Raw genomic sequence first — 21,007 nt, 5'->3', positions numbered from 1 at the left:
TATGCACAAAAGAGCAAGCCTTCATTTTCGGTAATAGATTCAACATATAGTATTATGGCAGATAGAAAATTCGATATAGAGTATTTTGAAAAAAATAATATAAGTGAGCTTCTGAAATTCACAAAAGAAGATAGTACAAAAGTACAACAGGTAAAAAGTGGTGCAAATGTTTATTTAGAGTACGAGATGCCTCCGAATAAGCTGTACCGGATTTACCGGGAGTATTATTTAAGCGGTGTCCTTAAAAAGGAAGGGCTGCAACTGGGCCGTATGCCCATCGGTATCTGGAAAGAATTTGACGAAAACGGCAATGAGGTAAGAAGCTGGGATAGAGAAGAAAATTTACCTAAGAAATTCGATTACAACAAAGTGATGCTGCTTATGGAAAAAGAGGGTTGGCTCAACACCCGCACCGGTGCAGACAGGGATATGCTACGAATATGGTATGAGGAAAAGAAAAACCGATGGGTTGTGATTTTCCTGCCTTACAATCCCCGGAACTACTATCAGGGCATGGAATACCAGATCGATGCCAATTCGGGAAAGATAAAGTCTAAGAAGGAACAGAAATTAGTCGGAGGATAAATATTATGTGCGATATATTAGGAGACGGAATCACGTATGACAGACAGGAAGATATTCCGGTCTTAAACTCGTTCTTGACATTAGGACAATGTGTCGTTCATGTACGTCCCGACAGTGCTTGGGAAGGTAAAGAATTTGGTTTCGATTGGATTCGCATAAATGATTCCGGCATTAAAGGCGACGTACCTTATCATAAGAATGTGGGACGTTACAGGAACCAGACGAACGAGAACTCGACTTCCGGGCCTTTTGACGCACAAGCCCCTTTGTTTCAAAATCTGACTCAGACCTATTTCCCGGAAGATAAACGTATTGTCTGGAAATGGGAGTCTACGCATGGAGATAATGACCAAGACCGATTGAACAAAGAAGCACGGTTTCGGTATTATATCCCCGTTATGACATTGCAAAAGGGAAGTACTGCGTCTTTGAACCTGATTGTAGAAATGGATACCACCCGCACGGCTCCCGATAGAATAGATATATCCACATCCGGCGAACCGGGCATTATCTTTTCCCTTTCTACCTCACAGCTAACCGGATTCGATAACAACTCGAATCACCCCCTGACTGTTAAGTGCAATCAGGATACGATGGATGAACAGTATATCTTGTTCGAAGCAGTGTACGCAAACGCTACCACGGGCGAAGAAGAAAAACATATATGCGGGATGGTGAGGATATTACCCAACTATAGAAAACGGAAGCTGAAAGTACTGTTTGTGAGAATGTCATTTAACGATCAGGCTGGAGAATTAATAGATGGAACAAGAAATGAAGATCATATTAACTATGCCAAGCGTATCTTGAAACAGGCGATGATAGAATTGGATTACAATACTACACCTGTAAATTACTTTATGGAAGATACTCATCCATTGCGTTCTACCCTTCTTAAAAACTACTCTGGTGGTGTTTTTACACAAGAGGGTTCCTTGAAAGGGCTTATATTCAGCTCCTACAGTTTGTATAAATACCTGTCTGATCAAAAAATATTGAAGAAATATAAAGACCACATCATAGTTGTTTTTCTTGGTGCGGATTGTAAAACGAGCAATGGGTTTAGTCCGGGCTCTACCTCGCACTTCGATCCATCTCATACTATCAATCTGTATGACAGTAGCGGAAAACATACATCCCAGATAGAGAGTAATGCCGGAGGGGCAGTATTGATGTTTGGTACGACTTATACTACCCAAGAGACCTTGGTTCATGAAATATTGCATGCAGCGGGATTGAAGCATTCGTTTGCAAATTCTTCGCCATATACCTATAAAGGAACTTTGACCGATAATATTATGGACTATTCGCATAATGCCAGACCAGCTGTGCCTCGTATCGCTACATGGCAGTGGCAATGGCGGATATTATGGGATTATATAGATCGGCTTACAAAGTTGGAAAATGATGCTTTGGCTGCGGAAATCGCAGCTTTAGGGTTACCAAACGATTCGGAAGAGTATTTTAATAGTCTAATAGAACAGATGAGAACAAGAATAGAGGAGCAAAAAATGAAACAAATTGAAGAGCAGATGAAAAATGGCACACCTGATATATTGGATGAAATGTCAAAAAAAATAGAAATGACTCTTAAAGAAGAATTACATAAAGATAAAACCAATCGGTCTTTAAGAGTTCTTATTGATGCTTTTAATAAAAGAAAAGGGTAAATAAAGAAAGATATGGAAGTAAAGGATAAATTGTTTCTGTTACGCTCGGAGTTGAGAAATACAAGAGGGGATCATGTAGATCATTGTTCTTTTGAGCGTTTGTTGAATATTCGTTTTTTGCGCGAAACTGGGCGTAATGCAACGGTTTATAACGAAGAGTTCAGGATGAATTTCTATTCTCCTTCTTCGATCTCTTCAATTTATGAAATAGAGACAGTTGATTTTTTCATGAAAGCTTCTTCCCGATTGTCGAAAGCGCAAGAGTTTATTCGGAGGATTAATTATCGGTATGATTGGATGCAGGCCAAGATAAAAGATAAAAATTTAACACTATCTGTTGAAAACATAAAAGAACTACAAGAACGTTGGCCTCGATTGAAGGCTGCTATACTAAAAGATTATAAGGGTAGCGTTGTTGAACATGCCTTATCTGAAATTGATAAGCAGTTTGAGACTCCGGAAGGAATATATAGATCTTTGTCACAATATTTTTATTTTGGATTAATTTTTCCTTGTATTCCAAAAGTTCATAATGAAAATTGGAATCATCAACGGAATATTGAATTCTCTGACTATGAAAATGAAAAATTTGAAGAAATAATTTCCTATATCCAGACAAACGATGGAAAAAAATTATATAAGATTACAGGGAATACCCTTACTGATAGTATTACTACTATTCATGAATATGATGGATATATGAATATCCAAGAAGACGATACATTCCCAACGGATGTGAAAGTAAACATCACATTTGAGAGGGATAATATAATTAATCAATGGAAGTTCAATTTACTTCGCTATAATTAATAATACACTTATGGGACTATTTTCATCCGTGAAGAATTTCTTTTGTGAGATATTCGGAATTAAGACAAAAGAGGAAAAACAGGCAGAAAAAGAATTGAAAAAAGAGGAGCAGAAACCTACTTCAGATGAAGACAAACAAAAGAAAGAGGATAAATGGAAAGACGTAAATGATCCGATAAAGTTTGTCATTATGGGTGGTAAAGTCGAATGTCAGTTTTGCTCTTCACCAATAGCAGATTTGATTGTAACTTCAACAGATATAACTATGCAAGATCAGCCTTGGGCTACGGTTGGAGATAGTGATGGAAAAATAAATTTTGCATTTGATGGAGTATGTAATCATCCGTCACAACAAAAGCCATTAGCTCCACCTCCCCCATGTAAAGCTGTTATCAGCCTGAGCCAATGGAAAGATTATTCAAACACAATGGTTAATAATGATAATGCGCTATTGATGAAATCAAAGATCCCGTGTATGGTTAGCAATCAAGATTTGACGATTACTGACTGCGGACAAAAAACATCGCTTTCTGAAGTGGAGCCTATCATGAATAAGAGACCGGATATTGTTAGTATGCAATGGATAGATAATGGGGGTAAAAAAATAAAGAAGGTTGATCTTGAAAAAGGAAAGGCTTTTTTGAAAGTTACAACGCGAGACTTTACTGAAAAAACATTGCAAATAAAGCTGGAATATAAGGATGGGGAAAAATTTTTCACAGGAGAAGAAACTTTGATATTGGAAGGAGAAATCGATGAAAATGGTGTCGCTATTCTTGCTCCCAAATATGACAATATCAAATTTAATAAAGACAATAAGGACGAAACTGTCACACAAAATAATATGTAATATGGCAACTTTAGTAGCAAGTGTTATCAGTCCAAGCTCCAAAAGGGAGTTTAAGAGCGAGTTGGAAACAGAATCAGATGTTATCAATTTGATGATATTTTTTGATAATCGCTTTTATCAACAAGCTTTAGATGTAATGAAAGATTCTAGCTGGAAATTAGAATGTATAAGTAATATAACAAAAATAGAAAATGTTATTAATAAATATCCATCAATAGATAATATTTATTTAGTGCATCATGGACGCAGATATTGCCATGAAGGAGCATCTGATCCTAAATTGTTTTTTTTACACGATCATATGAGTAGAGCCCTTAATATATTGATAGAGCCTTTGTCTGAAGCTGGTGTCAATATTGCATTTAACAGTGAAGAGGCTGGATTATCTCCAGCAGAGTATATTGATAAATTATGTCACACAATTGATGAAAGATGGGGGCCAAGAGAAGATTCTCCAATTCCAGATACTCAACTGGAACAGTTAGAAGAAATGAAGCGACAAGTTATAATTTACACTTATATCTCTTATTTATTAAACTCTATTTCGGATAATGGGAATTATATATCTATCGCATGTAATGAAGGCGAAAAGGAGGAATCTATAAAGTTGTTGGGTTCATTTGTCAAGGGTAAGAATATTACACTTTATGCTAACACTAATAAATCTTATATAGAACTGAAAGCCCAAAGAGATAATCCCAATGATCCAGTAATTGATCCGAAAACCAAGAAACAAAAAATAGACGCAAAGACCAAAAAAAAGATGTATAATGCATATTCAGGATTGGATAATATTGGTGGTTTTTTCAGAATTCCTCTTACTCCAAATTTCAATAATACATCAGGATGGGTAAAGTGTCAAATATCAAGTGATGGAAGTATAAATGTGACGAGTACAGGAAAAGATTTAATATTAAATAATTATCAACAAAATAAAAAATCTTTTGAATTAATAACTTCTGGAACATACACAAATAATCAAATTGAGGATATTTTGTTTTATTATTCGAAAAAATATAAAACAAAAGCAATTGAATTATGGGGGGAGATTCACTATAAAGAGTGGTGCAAAATAGTAACAAAGAAATAATTATATATGAAAACAAAATATATTTTGCTTGTTTTAACAGGGCTGTTAGTATTCAGCGATTCTTTGGCTCAAAGCATCTTTTTTGATTTGGATACACTGCATGAAGTGCAATTTAAATACCGAAATAGGCAGATCATTTTAGACCAATATAGTGATTCATTAATTTGTAAAAGACTATATAATATTCCTGATTCTGTCATTCTTCAATCTTATCCGTATAATGCAGATAGTATACTTGTTGCTATCCCAGATTCATGCAGAGATACGCATGACAATGTGTATTGTGATTTTGATAAAACTAACAGATACCCTATATTATCAAAAATGACGAAAGAAGAAATGTTAGAATTTGCTGACAATATTTACAACTATGATTTTGTTGGAAACTATTCCATATATTACTCTTCAATAGAGAGGAATAACCCTTCTGTATTTAATATAAATCAATATAAAGATTCTATTAATGACATTGTTTTACAGACTACTTCATTTGCACATAAAGAAGAAATTACGTTACCTAATATAATACTTTTATTTTATCATCATAATGCCATCAACTATATAGGGCTTTATTTTGATGACAATGAACATCAATTACGTATGGCTACTTCATTTTTATGTTCCGGTATGTTGTATTTAGGAGAGTATTGTCCTGATCGTAATTTGAGATTACGAAATTTCTTCAAATCAAGATACAATATGGAAATCTTAAAATTTAAAGATTATATTCCTCCATTACTACCTTTGATAGAAACTTCTAAGTAAAACGGATAATGCGTTTATCCTTTTATTCAGAGACAAAAATAGGTCTATCTTTATTAGAGTGCAAAATGTACATATGATGAATTTCTTGAAACATATTCAAAAAAATGCAACCTGAAAAAATGGAAATAGTATGAGATATTATAACCTGATTATACCTTTTTTATTATTGTTTTTGATAAAAGCACCTTTAATAGAGTAGGCTGTATAATTTGTGAAACTGTAATAGTCATAGGTGTTATTAAGCACTATGAGAGAAACCGAATTTTCTAATTTTACTATATGCTAAGCAAAGAAACCATCCGCAAACAAATATTGAGTTACGCCGAACTGATCTGGGGTACAAAAAAGATAGAAAGAGCAGATTTTCTAGTTCGCTTATTGGTCGAAGAATTAACCGAGGAACTCTACCGGATGCAGAATAGTATAAATAATATCGAACTAACCCTACTTGAAAAACTTGCGGCAAAGCTTACCCCGCCGGAATATTTGTCGATACGTCCGGCACATGGAATCTTTCAAATAAAGACAACAATTCCTCAATACATACTCGGTCATCAGATACCGTTCTATTTAAACGACAAACCGGATTATCTGAAAGAAAAAGAAATTGAGAATATTATCTTTCATCCTGTTACAGACACAAAACTATTCAATATCAAAGTGGATTATGTATTTAATTCCACAAATCTATATATGATAGACAATGCCGGAAATAAGCAGATTAAATGTAGAAGCCCCAAAAAAAGCTATACAAATTCTATATGGCTCGGTTTATCTATTGATAAAAATATAGAAAACCTGAAAGGCTTGTCCATCTATATTGACTTTCCCCACCTATCCGAAATACATGATTATTACGAAGTGATACATTACACGGATTTAATTATAGAAGGCAAACCGGTAAAACTAACACAAGGCTTTCCTACAAGCTTTAATATCTACGATAATACAATAGAATCGAATATCCTTGCTTTTTATGAAAAGAATTATCTGACTATTGATGAGAATCTTTTTGTAGAATCCCTTTATGCAGAGCCACTCCCCTCCGAACTCATTAAACTTTTCGAGCCGGACGAGATTTCTGATATGGTTCCTAAATATTGGATACAGGTTAAATTTCATTTTTATATTCAACCCGAAGACTTGACCGGAGTCGTTGTTGCATTAAATACTTTTCCTGCATACAATAAAACAACAAACAATCAAAAAGTAAACAAAGAATACTTAAAAGACACAGTTGCCCTTTATGCGGAAAGGTCTGAAAAACTTTTGGGGTTAACTTCCGTTATTGATTCCAATAAGAATAAATATTCACCTTATGATCCGGAAAATGACGATCCGGAAGGTTCTTATCATATCGAACCTGTAAATAATATATATATTCAAAGCTTGGACATAGCCGACTATCTGGAACAACTCACAGACTTAATAGATAATGAAAAGACAGCATTTCCTAAGATAGACACAGACAAAATATTTGAAACAGTCAATTCTATAACCTCTGTGGAAACAGGAGTTGGAGATAAGCTGGATAGTAATGACCAGAACAATCAAAAAATAGAAATCGACAGGATGCTGGTACATCCGATGAAGAAAGCAGACTCGGTAAATATTATTTATGAAACTACTCTTGGAGAATTAGCTAATGACATTCCAGCCGGAGTCAAATATATCCCCCAACTAGAAACGCAAACCGGATTAAGCGATGCTATAAATCTGACACCGGTTTGTGGAGGAAAAGAGTTTTCCGATTTAGAAGACTTACTGGCTATAAATAAATATTTACTTGCATCTAATGACCGCTTGATAACCAATTTTAATATCATTAGTTTTTGTGAAACAGAACTCGGCAAATTAATCGAGAAAGTTGAAATTGAATTAACCTCCAAGGTTAGCCCCCGTCCAAAAGAAGGAATAATAAAGACCATAGAAGTAAAATTATTCCCATCAGACCGCTATCCTGACCTTTTATACAAAAGAGGAATATTGCGTGACTTGTTAATGCGGATGAAGCTGCGTTCTCCACACGATTATGATTATACAATCCAGATAGGCTCTTCATATAAATGAAGAATTAACAAAAGAAGCCTCTTTTAGCCCAAACAACTATCCTTATTGCAGAAGAAGGGCGAGCCGCTTTTGCCCCCGGAGGAAAACTCAGTAATGACAGGAAAGGGCAGGTCGATTCGAGTCTTTTGCGTCGGAAGTTCTTCGCCTGCTATGCCCCTTGGCCCTTATATAAAAGCATTCGAAACGTCAAATTTTTATCCGTCAATACGACCCGATGCGTTAGCGAGGGTGGAGATTTACGGATAAATCTATTAGACCTGAATTTGACCAGTGAGAATGCAGCTATACCTTCGCCAAGGGGACATAGCGCGAAGACTTCCCGTGAAAATGAACCTCCCCCTTATCCGGAATGCAGGAAGCTATAATCCTCTCCCTCTCCGTTTTCTCTTCCCCTTACTTTGCCTTTTCCTCTCCTCAAACTCCATCCGTTCCTTAAAAGCCGTTTCTTCGTAATCATCATTATGACGATTAACCGTTGCTCCCTGCGCACCATCCAGCATTGACTCAATAATATCTTTTTGGTGACTATTGAATGCTATTTTTTGTTGATATTGTGGCGTATTCGATGCAGTATTCTGCTTATCGATTTCACTTCCAATAAGCAAATGCGCAGGAAGAGCACTCTGTCCCTGAAGCCTTAACCCGAAATGATTATATAACGAACGCAAACCAAACTCCTTGCCCACCTCCGAAGCCTTAAACACATAACCATCAAAATAAAACCGCAACCCATAAACCTTTCCCTGCTTATTCTTCGCAAACTCCGGTGTTATCCCCTGTTTTATCAGAGCAACATACAACGAATTAATATTCCGATGCCCCTTTCTTAACTCACCATAAGCAATATCCTGCAATCTCACCTTTACCGACTTCCGTTCAAAATCTGTATATGGCTTTTCATATTGTTTTCGATACCCTTCTCCACATTTTTCTACTTTCTTAAACTCTCCATCCTTTTGCTCCTTTTCCCTTAATAGCCTTTGCTTAAATACATCATTCGCTATAACCAATCCCATCTCCCTGGCAATCGCCTCTGCTACCTTCGATGCTTTATTACTTATAAAATCCGTATTATACACATTCCCATTTATATCCATACGATTAGCAATAAGATGAATATGCAAATTATCCGTATCCTTATGCGTACAAGCTATCCATTGCGTATCCGATAACCCCATCCGCTTCGAAAACCGCCTGCATATACTCCCCAAATCCCTCTTGGACAACTTCCTTTCATCCTCGGGAGCAATACCAATCTCAAAGCGTAGAAACTTATTTTTGCAACGGCTGTTATATTGCTGTACCATTTCAAACTCCTTCAGAATACTTTCGGCATCAGTCCCCTCCACCAAATTAGACGTAAAGAAGTCACCCCTCTTATGCTCCTTCAACGCATAACCAATAGCATTCCCACCATGAGCAATCGCTTTCCCTTTAGCAATCATGATGGAAAGAACTTATTATACAATACCTTCATCGCCTTTACATGCTCAACAATTACCATCCAAAGCTCCGGACTCTTACTGCGAATCAAATTGGCAATACGAGAGAAATTCATATTATGACTGACCAAAGCCCTAAAGAATTCTTTCTCTTCATCAGATAACCGGGGACGCGAAATAACCTTTCCCTTTATCACCTGATTACGGCAATACTCCGATACCTTTACCCCCGCGTGACGAGCCTTATGCTTAATCAACACCTGCTCGAAAGGAGTACACCTGAATTTGATAACCTTATCCTTATTCACCGATGACATACAAATAACTTTTTCAGATTAAATAAACTCATTATAACTCCATATAGTCACAACTAATAAACATAAAAACCAGACACCCCCATTGCCCAACCAACTATAATTAACCACCCCAAAACAAGACGGAAAAAGTAAGAACGGAGTGATTATTTTCAGTTTGTGGCCACAAACTGACGTCTTGCAATAATAGACGACCAATCCCTCAAGGTACCCGGGTACAAAACCCGTAAACGAACAATCGGCATGCTTTCCCATGAGCTTCCGCTACTCATCCTTTACCCCGAAAACCCTGTCGAACTCATCCGAAGCAATCTGCTGTATGAGCTTCTCATAGAGACTAAGATGATGAACCAGTATATTCTCAACCAAGGCAGACATATTCATATGTTGCATCATCAGGTTATTTGCAGCCTTCTTTAAACGTACATGCGTTTTTCTGCTTACATACACAGGATAACGGTTTCTGCCTTCCACTTGCTGGCAGAATAACTCTTTATATTCCTCAATCGATATAGGTGTAGGGATAGTTATTTTTGTCATATAAATTCATTCTTAAATTATTAATACTTCTGTTGTGCAGTTAATTATGTACATATTTTTTCTTTTTTATATTCTATATCTGGATTATAGTTATAATATTCCCTGATATATTTATATATGTTATTCGATAGTCGGATAGTCCATTAATCTGATAACTGGATAATCCAACACTCCAATCATCCAATAATTGGATACCATCTTTATTCATATAAATCTTTGGGTATATATTTATATATGCTATCCGATAGTTGGATAGTCCATTAATCCGATAAGTGGATAATCCAATACTCCAACCATCCAATAATTGAATACCATTTTTATTCATATAAATCTTTGGATATATATTTATATATGTTATCCGATAGCTGGATAGTCCATTAATCCGATAAGTGGATAATCCAATACTCCAACCATCCAATAATTGGATATTATATCTATTTCTATAAATATTTAAATACATATTTATGGAACAAAAAAATAAATACAATATCATATTATTTGAATGATAGAGTAGGAAGTAAACGCCACTGACAAATCAGTGACGTTATAACCATTAAACGATTTCTTCATGTGGTGGATGAAAAAGGCATTCATAGCATCAGGCATTTGTTATACAAAACATATTTACTTTTTTTGATTATACTCCCTAATCGAACTCTCGTAAACCCTGTTATCAACAGTAGCCCTCAATATCCCTCCGGCTACCAAATCCGAAACCTTCTTATGAGACCTCTTCAACATCTTGGCAACCTGATTAATACTGTACGTCTTCTCAATTACAGACTCCGAAGGCAACCTCCTGTCCATTACCCTTTCGATAATCTCCTCAATAGCCTCCTCGCTCGTAACAATAACCTTTACCATAAGCATAAATAATTTAAATTAATAAATAGAAAACCTGTAAAACCTAAATATTATATTTACATTTACGCTATAAAATTATACCAATAAATAATTACTAAACAAAAAGTATAATGTTAAAAACGCTCGCTTTTTCCTATGATTCACCTAAATCGTATCAAAAAACTCTGTAAAAGCAGAAACCTAACCCTTAAGAAAGCCGCATCAGAACTCGGGATGACCGAGCAGAGCCTGCATAAAATCATAAAAACCAACTCCACCAAGATAGAAACCCTTATTACTATCTCGGAATACTTTAACATAGACCCCATATACTTCTTTGACTCACAGGTAAATGAAGATTCCGATTCAATCAGAATAAGCAAACAAGAATTCAATGGGCTGATTAAGAAAGTTATTGCCTACTCCATACACGGATTCGGCATGATAAAACTTGAATGGAATAAAGACCAGAAGAAATTCGAAACCTATTTCGATATACTCGAGAAACAATACACCCCTGAAGAAAAAGATATCGAATATCTTTCCTCCCTACAAGAATCCAAAATAGAAGTTACAGAAGAAACAACACCGATAGACCTCACCAAATTATTAATGACCAAAGACGAATACGACTTTACTAGTACTTACTATAGCAGTATTAAGAAAATGCAGCTACAAGAAGAACTCTATAAACTCACCACCTTCATAGACAGGTACCATGTAAAAATGACCAACACATTAAAACAGGAAATACAAGACCTGAAAGACCGGATAAAATATTACGAATCCAAAAGTATTATCGGAAAGAATCAATAAGAAAAAACAATAAGAAAATAAAGAATTACTCAACCTTTGATAATCCTTACTGCCCCCCCTCTGGTATCCCTCTCCCTAAGGTATTTTCTTCTTTTTATGTTAGATAACATAAAGAATAATCATTGTGAATATGTGAAATCTAGTTAAATTTACTGCAGGAAAGTTAAATGATAGTGTTTATGGAGAGGGCTGTGTATGATACTCTTAATAAATAATTGTTTGGCTAAGATGGAAGGGTGAAAAAGGAATACTATGACAGAAATATGAAAAGTACATCTCTCTTCAAAGCAGAGAGGTCGGTATAATAAAAAGAACCCATTGAGCTTTTATACTATGCTAACAAATAATACCATAATAATACCATTCAATTTATGAAGAAGCTACAATCATTTCTGCTGCTTATAACACTGTTGAGTTACAGTACATACAGCTTTAGCCAGTTAACCAAGGAACATAACACTATCCGCTGCGGCGATGTTCTCCTCAAACAACAAGTCGAATACATAGCCCCCGGCGACCCCGGCAAAAGCATCATCTGGAATTTCACCACACTCCAGAGCATTAACGACGAATATAAACTCACCTATAGCCCCGCCCCATTGCAAGGCGACAGCCTCTACATCATGGGCTACAACACCTTCGAAAAAGAAGATAATACCATCCACCCATCCGACTTGATAGTAGGCACCGAACATAACACCATGTACTACTACCAAATAAAAGACAATACCCTCTTACTCTTAGGCCATGAAAACCCCGTAGTCAAACTCCAATACACCCCCGCCTATCCCCAGATAACCTATCCGTTCAACTACGGCAATACCATCAGTGCCCCCTATACTACCCGCGGCTACTACTCCGGTACCGAACCCATCCATACCCAAGGCACCGTAACCATCACAGCAGACGCCTACGGCAAGATGATATTACCCGATGGCGATACTATTACCCCCGTACTAAGAATCAAAACCATTCAAACCATACAAGACCAGTCAATCAACACAGTCAGCCAAGACCCCACGAGCGAGAAACACTTAGAAACCTATCGCTGGTACACCAAAGGCTATCGCTATCCCATCTTCGAAACCATCCGTAATATCGATACCAAAGATAACAGTATCCTCTTTGCCACCAGCTTCTACTATCCCCCCCAAGAACACCTGTATATAGATACCGACCCTGATAACCAACGTATCTTAGATGAAATGTGGAATTTTGAAAACGAAAGGCGAAAAAGCCGCCAAGAGAAGGGCATTTCAAACGAGCAGCAAGAAACACACTCAAGTCTAATCGCTAATTATAACTTCTATCCGAATCCAGTACAAGACAATCTATATTTGACTTACGAACTCAGCCAGCAAGCGAAAGTTCAAATCACCCTCTACTCGACCGTCGACGGGACGATGTATTACCAGTCGAAGCAACAGGTTCAACAGGAAGGTACACATCAGACCAATATCGACTGTCACACTTTACCCAAAGGTGCTTATGTTCTGCAAATTATAACCGACAATCAAATCTCAGTCGCGCAGAATATTATTAAAAAGTAATGAAACTGAATAAAATAAATATGATGAAAAAGTATATTCTATATATTCTTACAATATTGTTTTCTATCTCAACATTTGCACAAAGTGTAAATGATAGTATACCATTTGTTAAAGATTCGTTGAGAGCAAATACAAGAAGTTTATCAATGGATCAGAACGAGACTCTCCCAGAGTTGATTTTGCCTACCCCTGATGCAGCAGCATTAGGTAAATATGGACAATATCCAGTATCATTAAACACTGGATTAGTGCAGATCGATATTCCAATTTATACGATAAATCTTCCTCAAACAACCGTTCCTATCTCTCTTTCTTATCATGCTTCAGGAATAAAAGTGGATGAGATAGCCAGTATGGTTGGACTGGGTTGGTCCTTAAATGCAGGAGGAGTGATTACTCGCAATGTAAAAGGTATCCCGGATAAACTTTATAATTTAGAAAAACCTCCAGGTCAGAATATGCCATTTGAGTTTAAATATAGTGTGGAATTTTTACGGAATTTTGACAGTCAAACAAAAATGGATTATTTAGGAACCTTTTATGATAATCCTGTTACACATGATTTAGAAACTGATATCTTTCATTATAATTTTTGTGGAGTATCTGGCAGTTTTAGATTAGATGTTGATGGGAATTGGATTCAACTCCCATTAACTGGAAATAAAATAGAATATATATCAGGGCTGGATAACTTTAAAATCACGACAACTGATGGAACAGCATATTACTTTGGAGCTAAGGAAACAGTGCCATCTAAAGGACATACAGAACGGCATACAACCAGCTGGTATTTATCTTGGATAAAAACGATTGATGGAAGATCAATTACATTTAAATATGATACAGACAATACTCTGTATGTAGATTATTATACAAGTCAGCAATTAAAAATAGGACAAAGTTTACAGGATCTACCCTATTTTTCCGAAAATTATAATCTCTCAGAAACCGAGATATCTTTGAGAGTGAAAGAAATTGAATTTCCAGAGGGCTCGATTGTTTTTTCTTACAACTCTGACAGAAAAGATCGTAGAAAATATCGGATGACAGGGATCGACATTTATAGTAAGGGAGGAGGACTTATTAAAGCGTACCTATTAGAACAAAGCTATTTCATGAATGGGCCTAGATTAAGGTTGGACAAAGTTTGTACACAAAACTCTTCGAGAAAGGAAATATCGGCTTATACCTTTGGATATAACTATCATCAATATACTATGGATCTGCCAAAATATTTCGATTATTTCGACTTGAATTCAAATAGGCCTTATTTTGGTCAGGATTTATGGGGATATTATAATGGAATAAGTTATAACACCCATTTCATATCACATTCCGTTAAAATTCCTCAATTCGAGTTTGCGAATAGGGCTATAAACCCTAAATATACTCAGGCTTGTATGTTGAATAAAATAACATATCCAACAGGTGGGTATACAAAATTTGAATATGAAAATAATAAAAATATGAATGGTGAAGATGTAGGTGGTCTTCGGATTAAACAAATACTCTCTTATCCATCTGTGGAATCAGTACCTCTTGTAAAAACTTATCAGTATGAGAATGTCAAGGAAAATGTGGTAGCTCATCATTTAGCATCTCAACGATATACTCGGGGAGATATAATTGATGAATCCCAAGGTACATGGGCTTTCCCTTATGGAAGAACTGACTTTTATGACTATTATGTTTCGCAACCTGCCCTTCCTCAAGGAAATACTGCTTCTGCTCCTGTTTTTTATGGAAAAGTAATTGAATTTGATGGAACACCTCAAACGTCTAATGGCAAAACAGAACATTTTTATAATACATATCCGATAGACATAGAGTATTACGATTTATCTCATTGTTATCAACCCGATTGTGGACCATTTGTAAACTTCAAACCATATCTGTCAAATTATTATGTGAGTAATACATGGCAAAGAAATGGGCCAGAAAGAATAGATGTGTATAAAAAAGAAGACCTTGAATTTTCTTTGATAAAGAGCACAAAGTATGGGTATAGTATATTAAACAAAAAACGGTTTAGAGTAGGGTTAGTTATATCTCCAAATTTCTATCCGGTAGGGAAATGGCATGTATTTCCCCCGTTTAGATCTCGCAGACCAGAACCAGAACTTACGACATATGGAGCCTATGCTGAAGAAACGTTTCAATATGCAAATATCACAGTTGAAACAGGTTTGAGCAAATTAACAAAAATAGAAGAAACAGAATACTTGGATGGAAAAGAATTAACAACAACTACAACGTATAACTATGACCGTTTGCAAAATCAATACGAAGTTACATCTACTGAACGAATATTGAGTGATGGTACAATTGCTCGGCAAAATTTCGAATACCCCAATGATTTCAAGAATTTGAACAGTGGGATTACTAAAGTGATGATTGGGAAAAATATGATATCCCCTGTCATTACACAGACTGATTATGTCAATGATACATTTGTGCAGAATGCTTATAATGTATATAAGCAAGAGAATGGTCTTGTCGTTCCACATTCTGTAATTATGAAAAAAGGGGTAGGAGAGGCAGAGACAGAAATCGCTTATACCAAGTATGATAATAAAGGAAATATCTTAGAAGTTCAAAAACGAGATAATACTTATACGACCTTTATCTGGGGATACAATCAGGCTTATCTTGTAGCGAAGCTGGATAATATACGCTATAACGAAGTGGCCAATAACACTGCATTGATGGGATATTTAAATCAACTTCAGGATTATACCTATCCTACAACAACTCTGACTCAGTTGAACAATGATATACGCCGAGTATTACCTTCTCATGCACAAGTTACTACTTGTACATACATACCATTGATAGGGATAACTACTTTGACAGACCCGTCAGGAATTACTACATACTGCGAATATGATAATGCAGGCCGCCTAAGGGAAACATATATTATAGAAGATGGTAAAAGAAAACCGCTTCAATCTTATGAATATCATTACCAAAATCAATAATACGAGAATATTATGAAATCTATTATATTGACATTATTACTTTTCATAACGACAATATCCGTTTTTTCACAGAATGGAAGCCATTTTGACAACGCAATAAATATAGGTAGTTATAGTAACCCTTTTACCTATAGGGATACCAAAAATACACAGGATAACAATAATTATTTTACAACGGGTACAAACAATAGGGGAGTCTTTTATAAATTTACGATCACCCAAGCGATGGATATAACGATTCATCATTGCGGATCCGAGCTAAGTGATACTTATATCCGTTTATATAAGGATGACACTTATAGAAGTCATGTAGCACAGGCTAGTAGTAATGATCTGAAAGAGATTACATGCGGCCTAAAATATCAAGCTTGTCTCATTTATAAGAATCTACCTGCAGGGACCTACTATATTTTATCTGCAGGTGATTATACTTCTGAAAATGACAAAAATAAAGGTAAGATAACGACAACCATAACAGGTTACTGTAAAACTCTCATCCAGCAAAATCTGGGAACAAAAAACGAAGAGTTCACTTTCAGTCATACCGCTAATACGGAAGAAAGCGTTAGCGAATGGAGTTATAGGCCTTATAATGACGTTATTTATTATTTTACGCTAACTAAGAAAATGAAGGTCTTTGTTTCACACCAAGGCTCTCAGTTAGCGATGACTTGTATGACTTTGCAGGAAGTGTCTACTCAGAAAGTATTGCAGATACGTTGCTCCACAAATGACATTACGGGCAGCAGCGAATCTATCGAAACCATACTAAATCCTGGGACATATAGGGTCATCTCGGAAGGAGCCCTCTCCAATGGGATAATAAATACAATTATTCAAGGTTTTGACCCTTTTTTCAGGGATATTGGAACAAGAGATAAATCATTCACCTATGCCCATACGCAAAATACGGAAGAAAGTGAGAATATTTATGGAAATTCTCCTAAAGATATAACTTATAAATTGACAGCGACGGCTCCGATGGACTTATTCGTCAGTCATGATGGCTCAGAGCTGGTAACGACAAATATCTTTATATTCAATGAAGAGAAAACCCGTTCGTGGAGCGCATCGGCTAATAATGGCGAATGTTCGTCTCCTACAAATGCTTATCTAAAGATAACAGGTTTGCCTGCAGGAACGTATTACATTGTTTCGGAAGGAAAGACAGGGAATGGCGTTATTAAAACGACAATAGAAGGAATTCATCAAGGAAGCGCGATTACGCAGAAAGAGAATCTCAATTATATTAAAACGCGTTCTTATTATGATGGAGAATATCCATATAAATATTTAGATGCTTTCCAATACTTTGATGGTCTTGGGCGACCTGAGCAAACAGTTCAGAAAGGAATCACCCCAACAGGTAAGGATCTTATATCCATACAACAATACGATTCTTTTGGGCGCGAAGATAAATCTTGGCTTCCAACACCATACTCCTCTGAGGGGAATCGTGTTGAACCTTTGGTTATCCAAAATATTGCAAAAAATGCAATTTATAATGACCAAAAACCATATACTAAACCTACTTATGAAAATTCGCCCTTGAATCGTATTACAGAACAATATGGGCCTGGACAAACATGGCATTGGAATGAAAAAGCTGTCCGGTATGAATATGGGACTAACAAAGGTGCGATTGCAACAGCCCCTACAGTAACAATGAACAAACCAGATACATTGAGTGGAGCGATTGCTGCTTGCAATCAAATAATATTAAGTCCGGGATTCTCGTTCAAAGCAAGTTCTGAGAAAAACCTCTATTTATATATTGACCCATCTCAGTGTAACCAGCCGAAATCATTGGCTCGAACTGTAACAACAAGTAGATTGAGTAGTTTAAATGCTGTTTATCTGACCTGTATGAGATGGAATGTTTCTAATAACCAATTGGCAAGGAAAGGAAATTACAACAATAACGAATTGTATGTGACTTTAGTGTCGGATGAAGATGATAATATTTCATTAGAGTTTAAGAATCAACTCGGACAGGTCGTACTCATGCGTCAACTAAATGGCAGCGAGAAATACGACACCTACTATGTCTACGACGACTATGGTAATCTCAGGTATGTCTTACCACCCTTAGCCGTAGACAAACTCACCAGCGACCTGAGCGACGACAACGAAATCATGCAACAATACGCCTACCTCTATAAATACGACCACCGCAACCGTTGCATCAAAAAACGCCTTCCCGGCTGCGACTGGATTTATATGGTTTACGACCAAGCCGACCGACTTATCTTCACCCAAGACGGCGAACAACGGATACAAGACGAATGGCTGTTTAATATACCCGATATCTTTGGCAGACCAGTCCTTTCAGGTATTTGCAAAAACACCATATCCGAATCTCAAATAGAAACCTACCTGAAAAATGTTGTTGTGACAGCCACCCTTCCGGAATTAGCTGATGGCAGTTACAAAGGCTACAACATCAGCGGCGTCACCCTCAATAACTGGACACTATTGACAGCCAACTATTACGACAACTATACCTACCTCAAACAAGCAGACTTCTCTAACCAGAACCTGAGATATGTAGCCAACAATGACTATGGCACCCGCTACGGAGACGACAACAGCACTTACCAGCACAAAGGTCTGCTGACAGGAAGCATCACCTCAACGATGGGAGCAAGTACGGCTCCCCGAGAGCTATACAGTACCATGTACTATGACAATAAAAAGCGCGCTATCCAGACACGTAGCACCAACCACCTGGGAGGCTATGACTATAGCTATACCGCCTATGACTTCGTCGGTAACCCCACCAAGACGCTGACCGAGCATATCGCCCGCGGTGGAACCACGAAAGAACTCTATACCTACACCTACGACCACGCAGGGCGGATGACAGAGACCAAACATAAGATCAACGACCAACCTGAGATATCATTGGCGAAGAATACCTATGACGAACTCGGCAGGCTGAAAAATACCATCAAGAATGACCATCCGAATCTCAAGACCACCTACACCTATAACATACGCTCGTGGGTGGACAAAATACAAGAACCCCATTTCGTAGAACAACTCACCTATGCCTATAACGGCAACATCAAGACCATGGGTTGGACGCAGGACAATCTGACCCGTAAGTATACCTATACTTACGACAATCTTTCGCGTCTGCAGAAAGCCGACTATGTAGGAATAAATCAGGACGAAAAATACGGGACACAATACACCTACGACAAGATGGGTAATATGATGACCCTGCAGCGCTATGGTAAAATTACCGCTAACAATTACAACATAGTTGATAACCTGACCATGGCCTACAACGGTAACCAACTGATAAAAGTGACCGATACAGGGGCAGAGGTTGCATTAGAAGAATCAGAAGACTTTAAAGACTGGACAAACCAGACCGTCGAATACACCTACAATAAAAACGGTGCGCTGACCAAAGACTTAAACAAAGGAATTGGTAAAATAGAATATAATTCCCTAAACCTACCAAGGCGGATGGATATCAAGAGTCCGGTAGCCGAAGCGAGAACAGATTACCTTTACTCAGCCACAGGCGTCAAGTTGAGAGTCGACTATTGGTGGAATCCAAACTTCAGTACCAACCCGGTTATCGGTTCTGCACTTAATACCCCCAGCCTGCAGAAGAAAAGGATTGTAGATTATGTCGGCAATAAGATCTATGAAAATAATGTACTGAATAAAATATTGGTTGACGGAGGTTACATAGAAGCCGGACAATACCACTTCTATACCAAAGACCATTTAGGAAATAACAGAGCCGTGGCCACATCAAACGGCACAGTAACCCGACAGAATCATTACTATCCGTTTGGAGCAAGCTTTGCCGATGGCTTGAACAAAGACAAAGATGCCTACAAGTACAATGGCAAAGAACAAGACCGAATGCATGGTTTAGATTGGTATGATTATTCGGCAAGACACATGTCTCCTGCTGTACCGAGATTTACGACGGTGGATCCGTTAGCGGAGAAGAAGCCTTGGCTTACACCATACCATTATTGTTCAAATAATCCGATAAATCGGATTGACCCTGACGGAATGTATGATATTATTGGTATGGAAAATAATGAAAAATATGGCGTTGTTTCTATATTTCATTCTAAATATGCAGAAGATGAAAAATTATTACGAGCATTTAACCGGGTTAATGAAGCTGGGTTACCTATATTAGTGGTAGATAATATTGAAGATTTGGCTGCAGGATTGGCTATGATGCAAGAAAATGGTATTGAAACCGATTCATATACGATCTCCGCTCATGGTTATAGTGGTACAATAAATTTTGCAGGTAATTATATAGATAAAGATAACCAGGATTTTAGTGTATTAAAAGATGGTTTTAAGGATAAAAATATCTTTATTGGAAGCTGTTTCATGACTAACTCTACAAGTGAAGATGGTAAAAAATTTGTAAGAAAATTCTCAAAACAAACAGAAGCTGCGGTTATTGTTTCATCAGATCATGGAACTCCTTTAGGATATACTTACACTAATAGTAACTATTTAAGTGATACGAGGGAGAGTTCTTCAGATATGATAAGCCGATTCGACAGAAGCTTTCATCTAACAAAGAAAGGAAAAATGCCAGTACAGATTTTTGATTTTAAGATAGATCAAAATGGTAAATTTTCATGGGAAACAGTTTATGATGAAAAACGCAAGCTAACATTAGAAAAATAAA

General features: G+C 36.8%; 15 protein-coding genes. 11 read left to right on the top strand and 4 right to left on the bottom strand.

The window, feature by feature from the left end; genetic code table 11:
• The first annotated feature begins 54 nt into the window (after positions 1 to 54).
• From D0T66_RS03175 to D0T66_RS03145, 7 genes are all read left to right on the top strand, one after another.
• Positions 55 to 585, top strand: a complete 531-nt coding sequence (locus tag D0T66_RS03175; protein WP_163355482.1) for a hypothetical protein — start codon at positions 55 to 57, stop codon at positions 583 to 585.
• A gap of 5 nt (positions 586 to 590) precedes the next feature.
• Positions 591 to 2,255 (top strand): hypothetical protein, encoded by a 1,665-nt coding sequence (locus D0T66_RS03170; protein WP_163355480.1) that lies wholly within the window; start codon positions 591 to 593, stop codon positions 2,253 to 2,255.
• 12 nt (positions 2,256 to 2,267) lie between these two features.
• On the top strand, positions 2,268 to 3,065 hold the full coding sequence (locus D0T66_RS03165; RefSeq protein WP_163355478.1) for a hypothetical protein: 798 nt from the start codon (positions 2,268 to 2,270) through the stop codon (positions 3,063 to 3,065).
• 10 nt (positions 3,066 to 3,075) lie between these two features.
• Positions 3,076 to 3,915, top strand: coding sequence for a DUF4280 domain-containing protein (locus tag D0T66_RS03160; protein ID WP_163355476.1), 840 nt, complete (start codon positions 3,076 to 3,078; stop codon positions 3,913 to 3,915).
• 1 nt (position 3,916) lies between these two features.
• Positions 3,917 to 5,005: a hypothetical protein gene (locus tag D0T66_RS03155; RefSeq protein WP_163355475.1), complete on the top strand. Its 1,089-nt coding sequence runs from the start codon at positions 3,917 to 3,919 to the stop codon at positions 5,003 to 5,005.
• Positions 5,006 to 5,011: 6 nt separating this feature from the next.
• Entirely contained in the window at positions 5,012 to 5,770 is a 759-nt protein-coding gene (locus D0T66_RS03150; protein ID WP_163355473.1) for a hypothetical protein, read from the top strand.
• 279 nt (positions 5,771 to 6,049) lie between these two features.
• The gene (locus tag D0T66_RS03145) at positions 6,050 to 7,840 is read left to right on the top strand and encodes a hypothetical protein (protein ID WP_163355472.1); all 1,791 of its coding nucleotides are present in this window, start codon (positions 6,050 to 6,052) and stop codon (positions 7,838 to 7,840) included.
• 359 nt (positions 7,841 to 8,199) lie between these two features.
• Here the strand turns inward: D0T66_RS03145 and D0T66_RS03140 are convergent, their stop codons facing one another.
• The 4 genes from D0T66_RS03140 to D0T66_RS03125 all read right to left on the bottom strand — a co-directional run bounded on the left by D0T66_RS03140 (position 8,200) and on the right by D0T66_RS03125 (position 11,000).
• Complete coding sequence (locus D0T66_RS03140; RefSeq protein WP_163355470.1) at positions 8,200 to 9,285, bottom strand: relaxase/mobilization nuclease domain-containing protein; 1,086 nt, start codon at positions 9,283 to 9,285, stop codon at positions 8,200 to 8,202.
• The gene (locus D0T66_RS03135; protein WP_163355468.1) at positions 9,282 to 9,599 is read right to left on the bottom strand and encodes a hypothetical protein; all 318 of its coding nucleotides are present in this window, start codon (positions 9,597 to 9,599) and stop codon (positions 9,282 to 9,284) included. Before D0T66_RS03135 ends, D0T66_RS03140 begins: the two co-directional genes overlap by 4 nt.
• Before the next feature lie 261 nt (positions 9,600 to 9,860).
• Positions 9,861 to 10,136, bottom strand: a complete 276-nt coding sequence (locus D0T66_RS03130; protein ID WP_163355466.1) for a DUF3408 domain-containing protein — start codon at positions 10,134 to 10,136, stop codon at positions 9,861 to 9,863.
• Positions 10,137 to 10,760: 624 nt separating this feature from the next.
• Positions 10,761 to 11,000 (bottom strand): hypothetical protein, encoded by a 240-nt coding sequence (locus D0T66_RS03125; RefSeq protein WP_163355465.1) that lies wholly within the window; start codon positions 10,998 to 11,000, stop codon positions 10,761 to 10,763.
• A 135-nt stretch (positions 11,001 to 11,135) separates the two neighbouring features.
• Between D0T66_RS03125 and D0T66_RS03120 the strand changes: the two genes are divergently transcribed.
• The 4 genes from D0T66_RS03120 (at position 11,136) to D0T66_RS03105 (ending at position 21,006) form a co-directional block, all read left to right on the top strand.
• The gene (locus tag D0T66_RS03120; protein WP_163355463.1) at positions 11,136 to 11,795 is read left to right on the top strand and encodes a helix-turn-helix domain-containing protein; all 660 of its coding nucleotides are present in this window, start codon (positions 11,136 to 11,138) and stop codon (positions 11,793 to 11,795) included.
• Positions 11,796 to 12,166: 371 nt separating this feature from the next.
• Positions 12,167 to 13,345, top strand: coding sequence for a T9SS type A sorting domain-containing protein (locus D0T66_RS03115; RefSeq protein WP_221412167.1), 1,179 nt, complete (start codon positions 12,167 to 12,169; stop codon positions 13,343 to 13,345).
• Positions 13,345 to 16,323, top strand: a complete 2,979-nt coding sequence (locus D0T66_RS03110; protein ID WP_163355461.1) for a hypothetical protein — start codon at positions 13,345 to 13,347, stop codon at positions 16,321 to 16,323. Before D0T66_RS03115 ends, D0T66_RS03110 begins: the two co-directional genes overlap by 1 nt.
• A 225-nt stretch (positions 16,324 to 16,548) precedes the next feature.
• Entirely contained in the window at positions 16,549 to 21,006 is a 4,458-nt protein-coding gene (locus D0T66_RS03105; protein WP_163355460.1) for a DUF6443 domain-containing protein, read from the top strand.
• Position 21,007 lies beyond the last annotated feature (1 nt).

The sequence above is a fragment of the Dysgonomonas sp. 25 genome (assembly GCF_010501075.1).
Lineage (GTDB): Bacteria > Bacteroidota > Bacteroidia > Bacteroidales > Dysgonomonadaceae > Dysgonomonas.
Note: the sequence above shows the minus strand (reverse complement) of the source record. Positions and strands in the feature narration are given on the sequence as shown.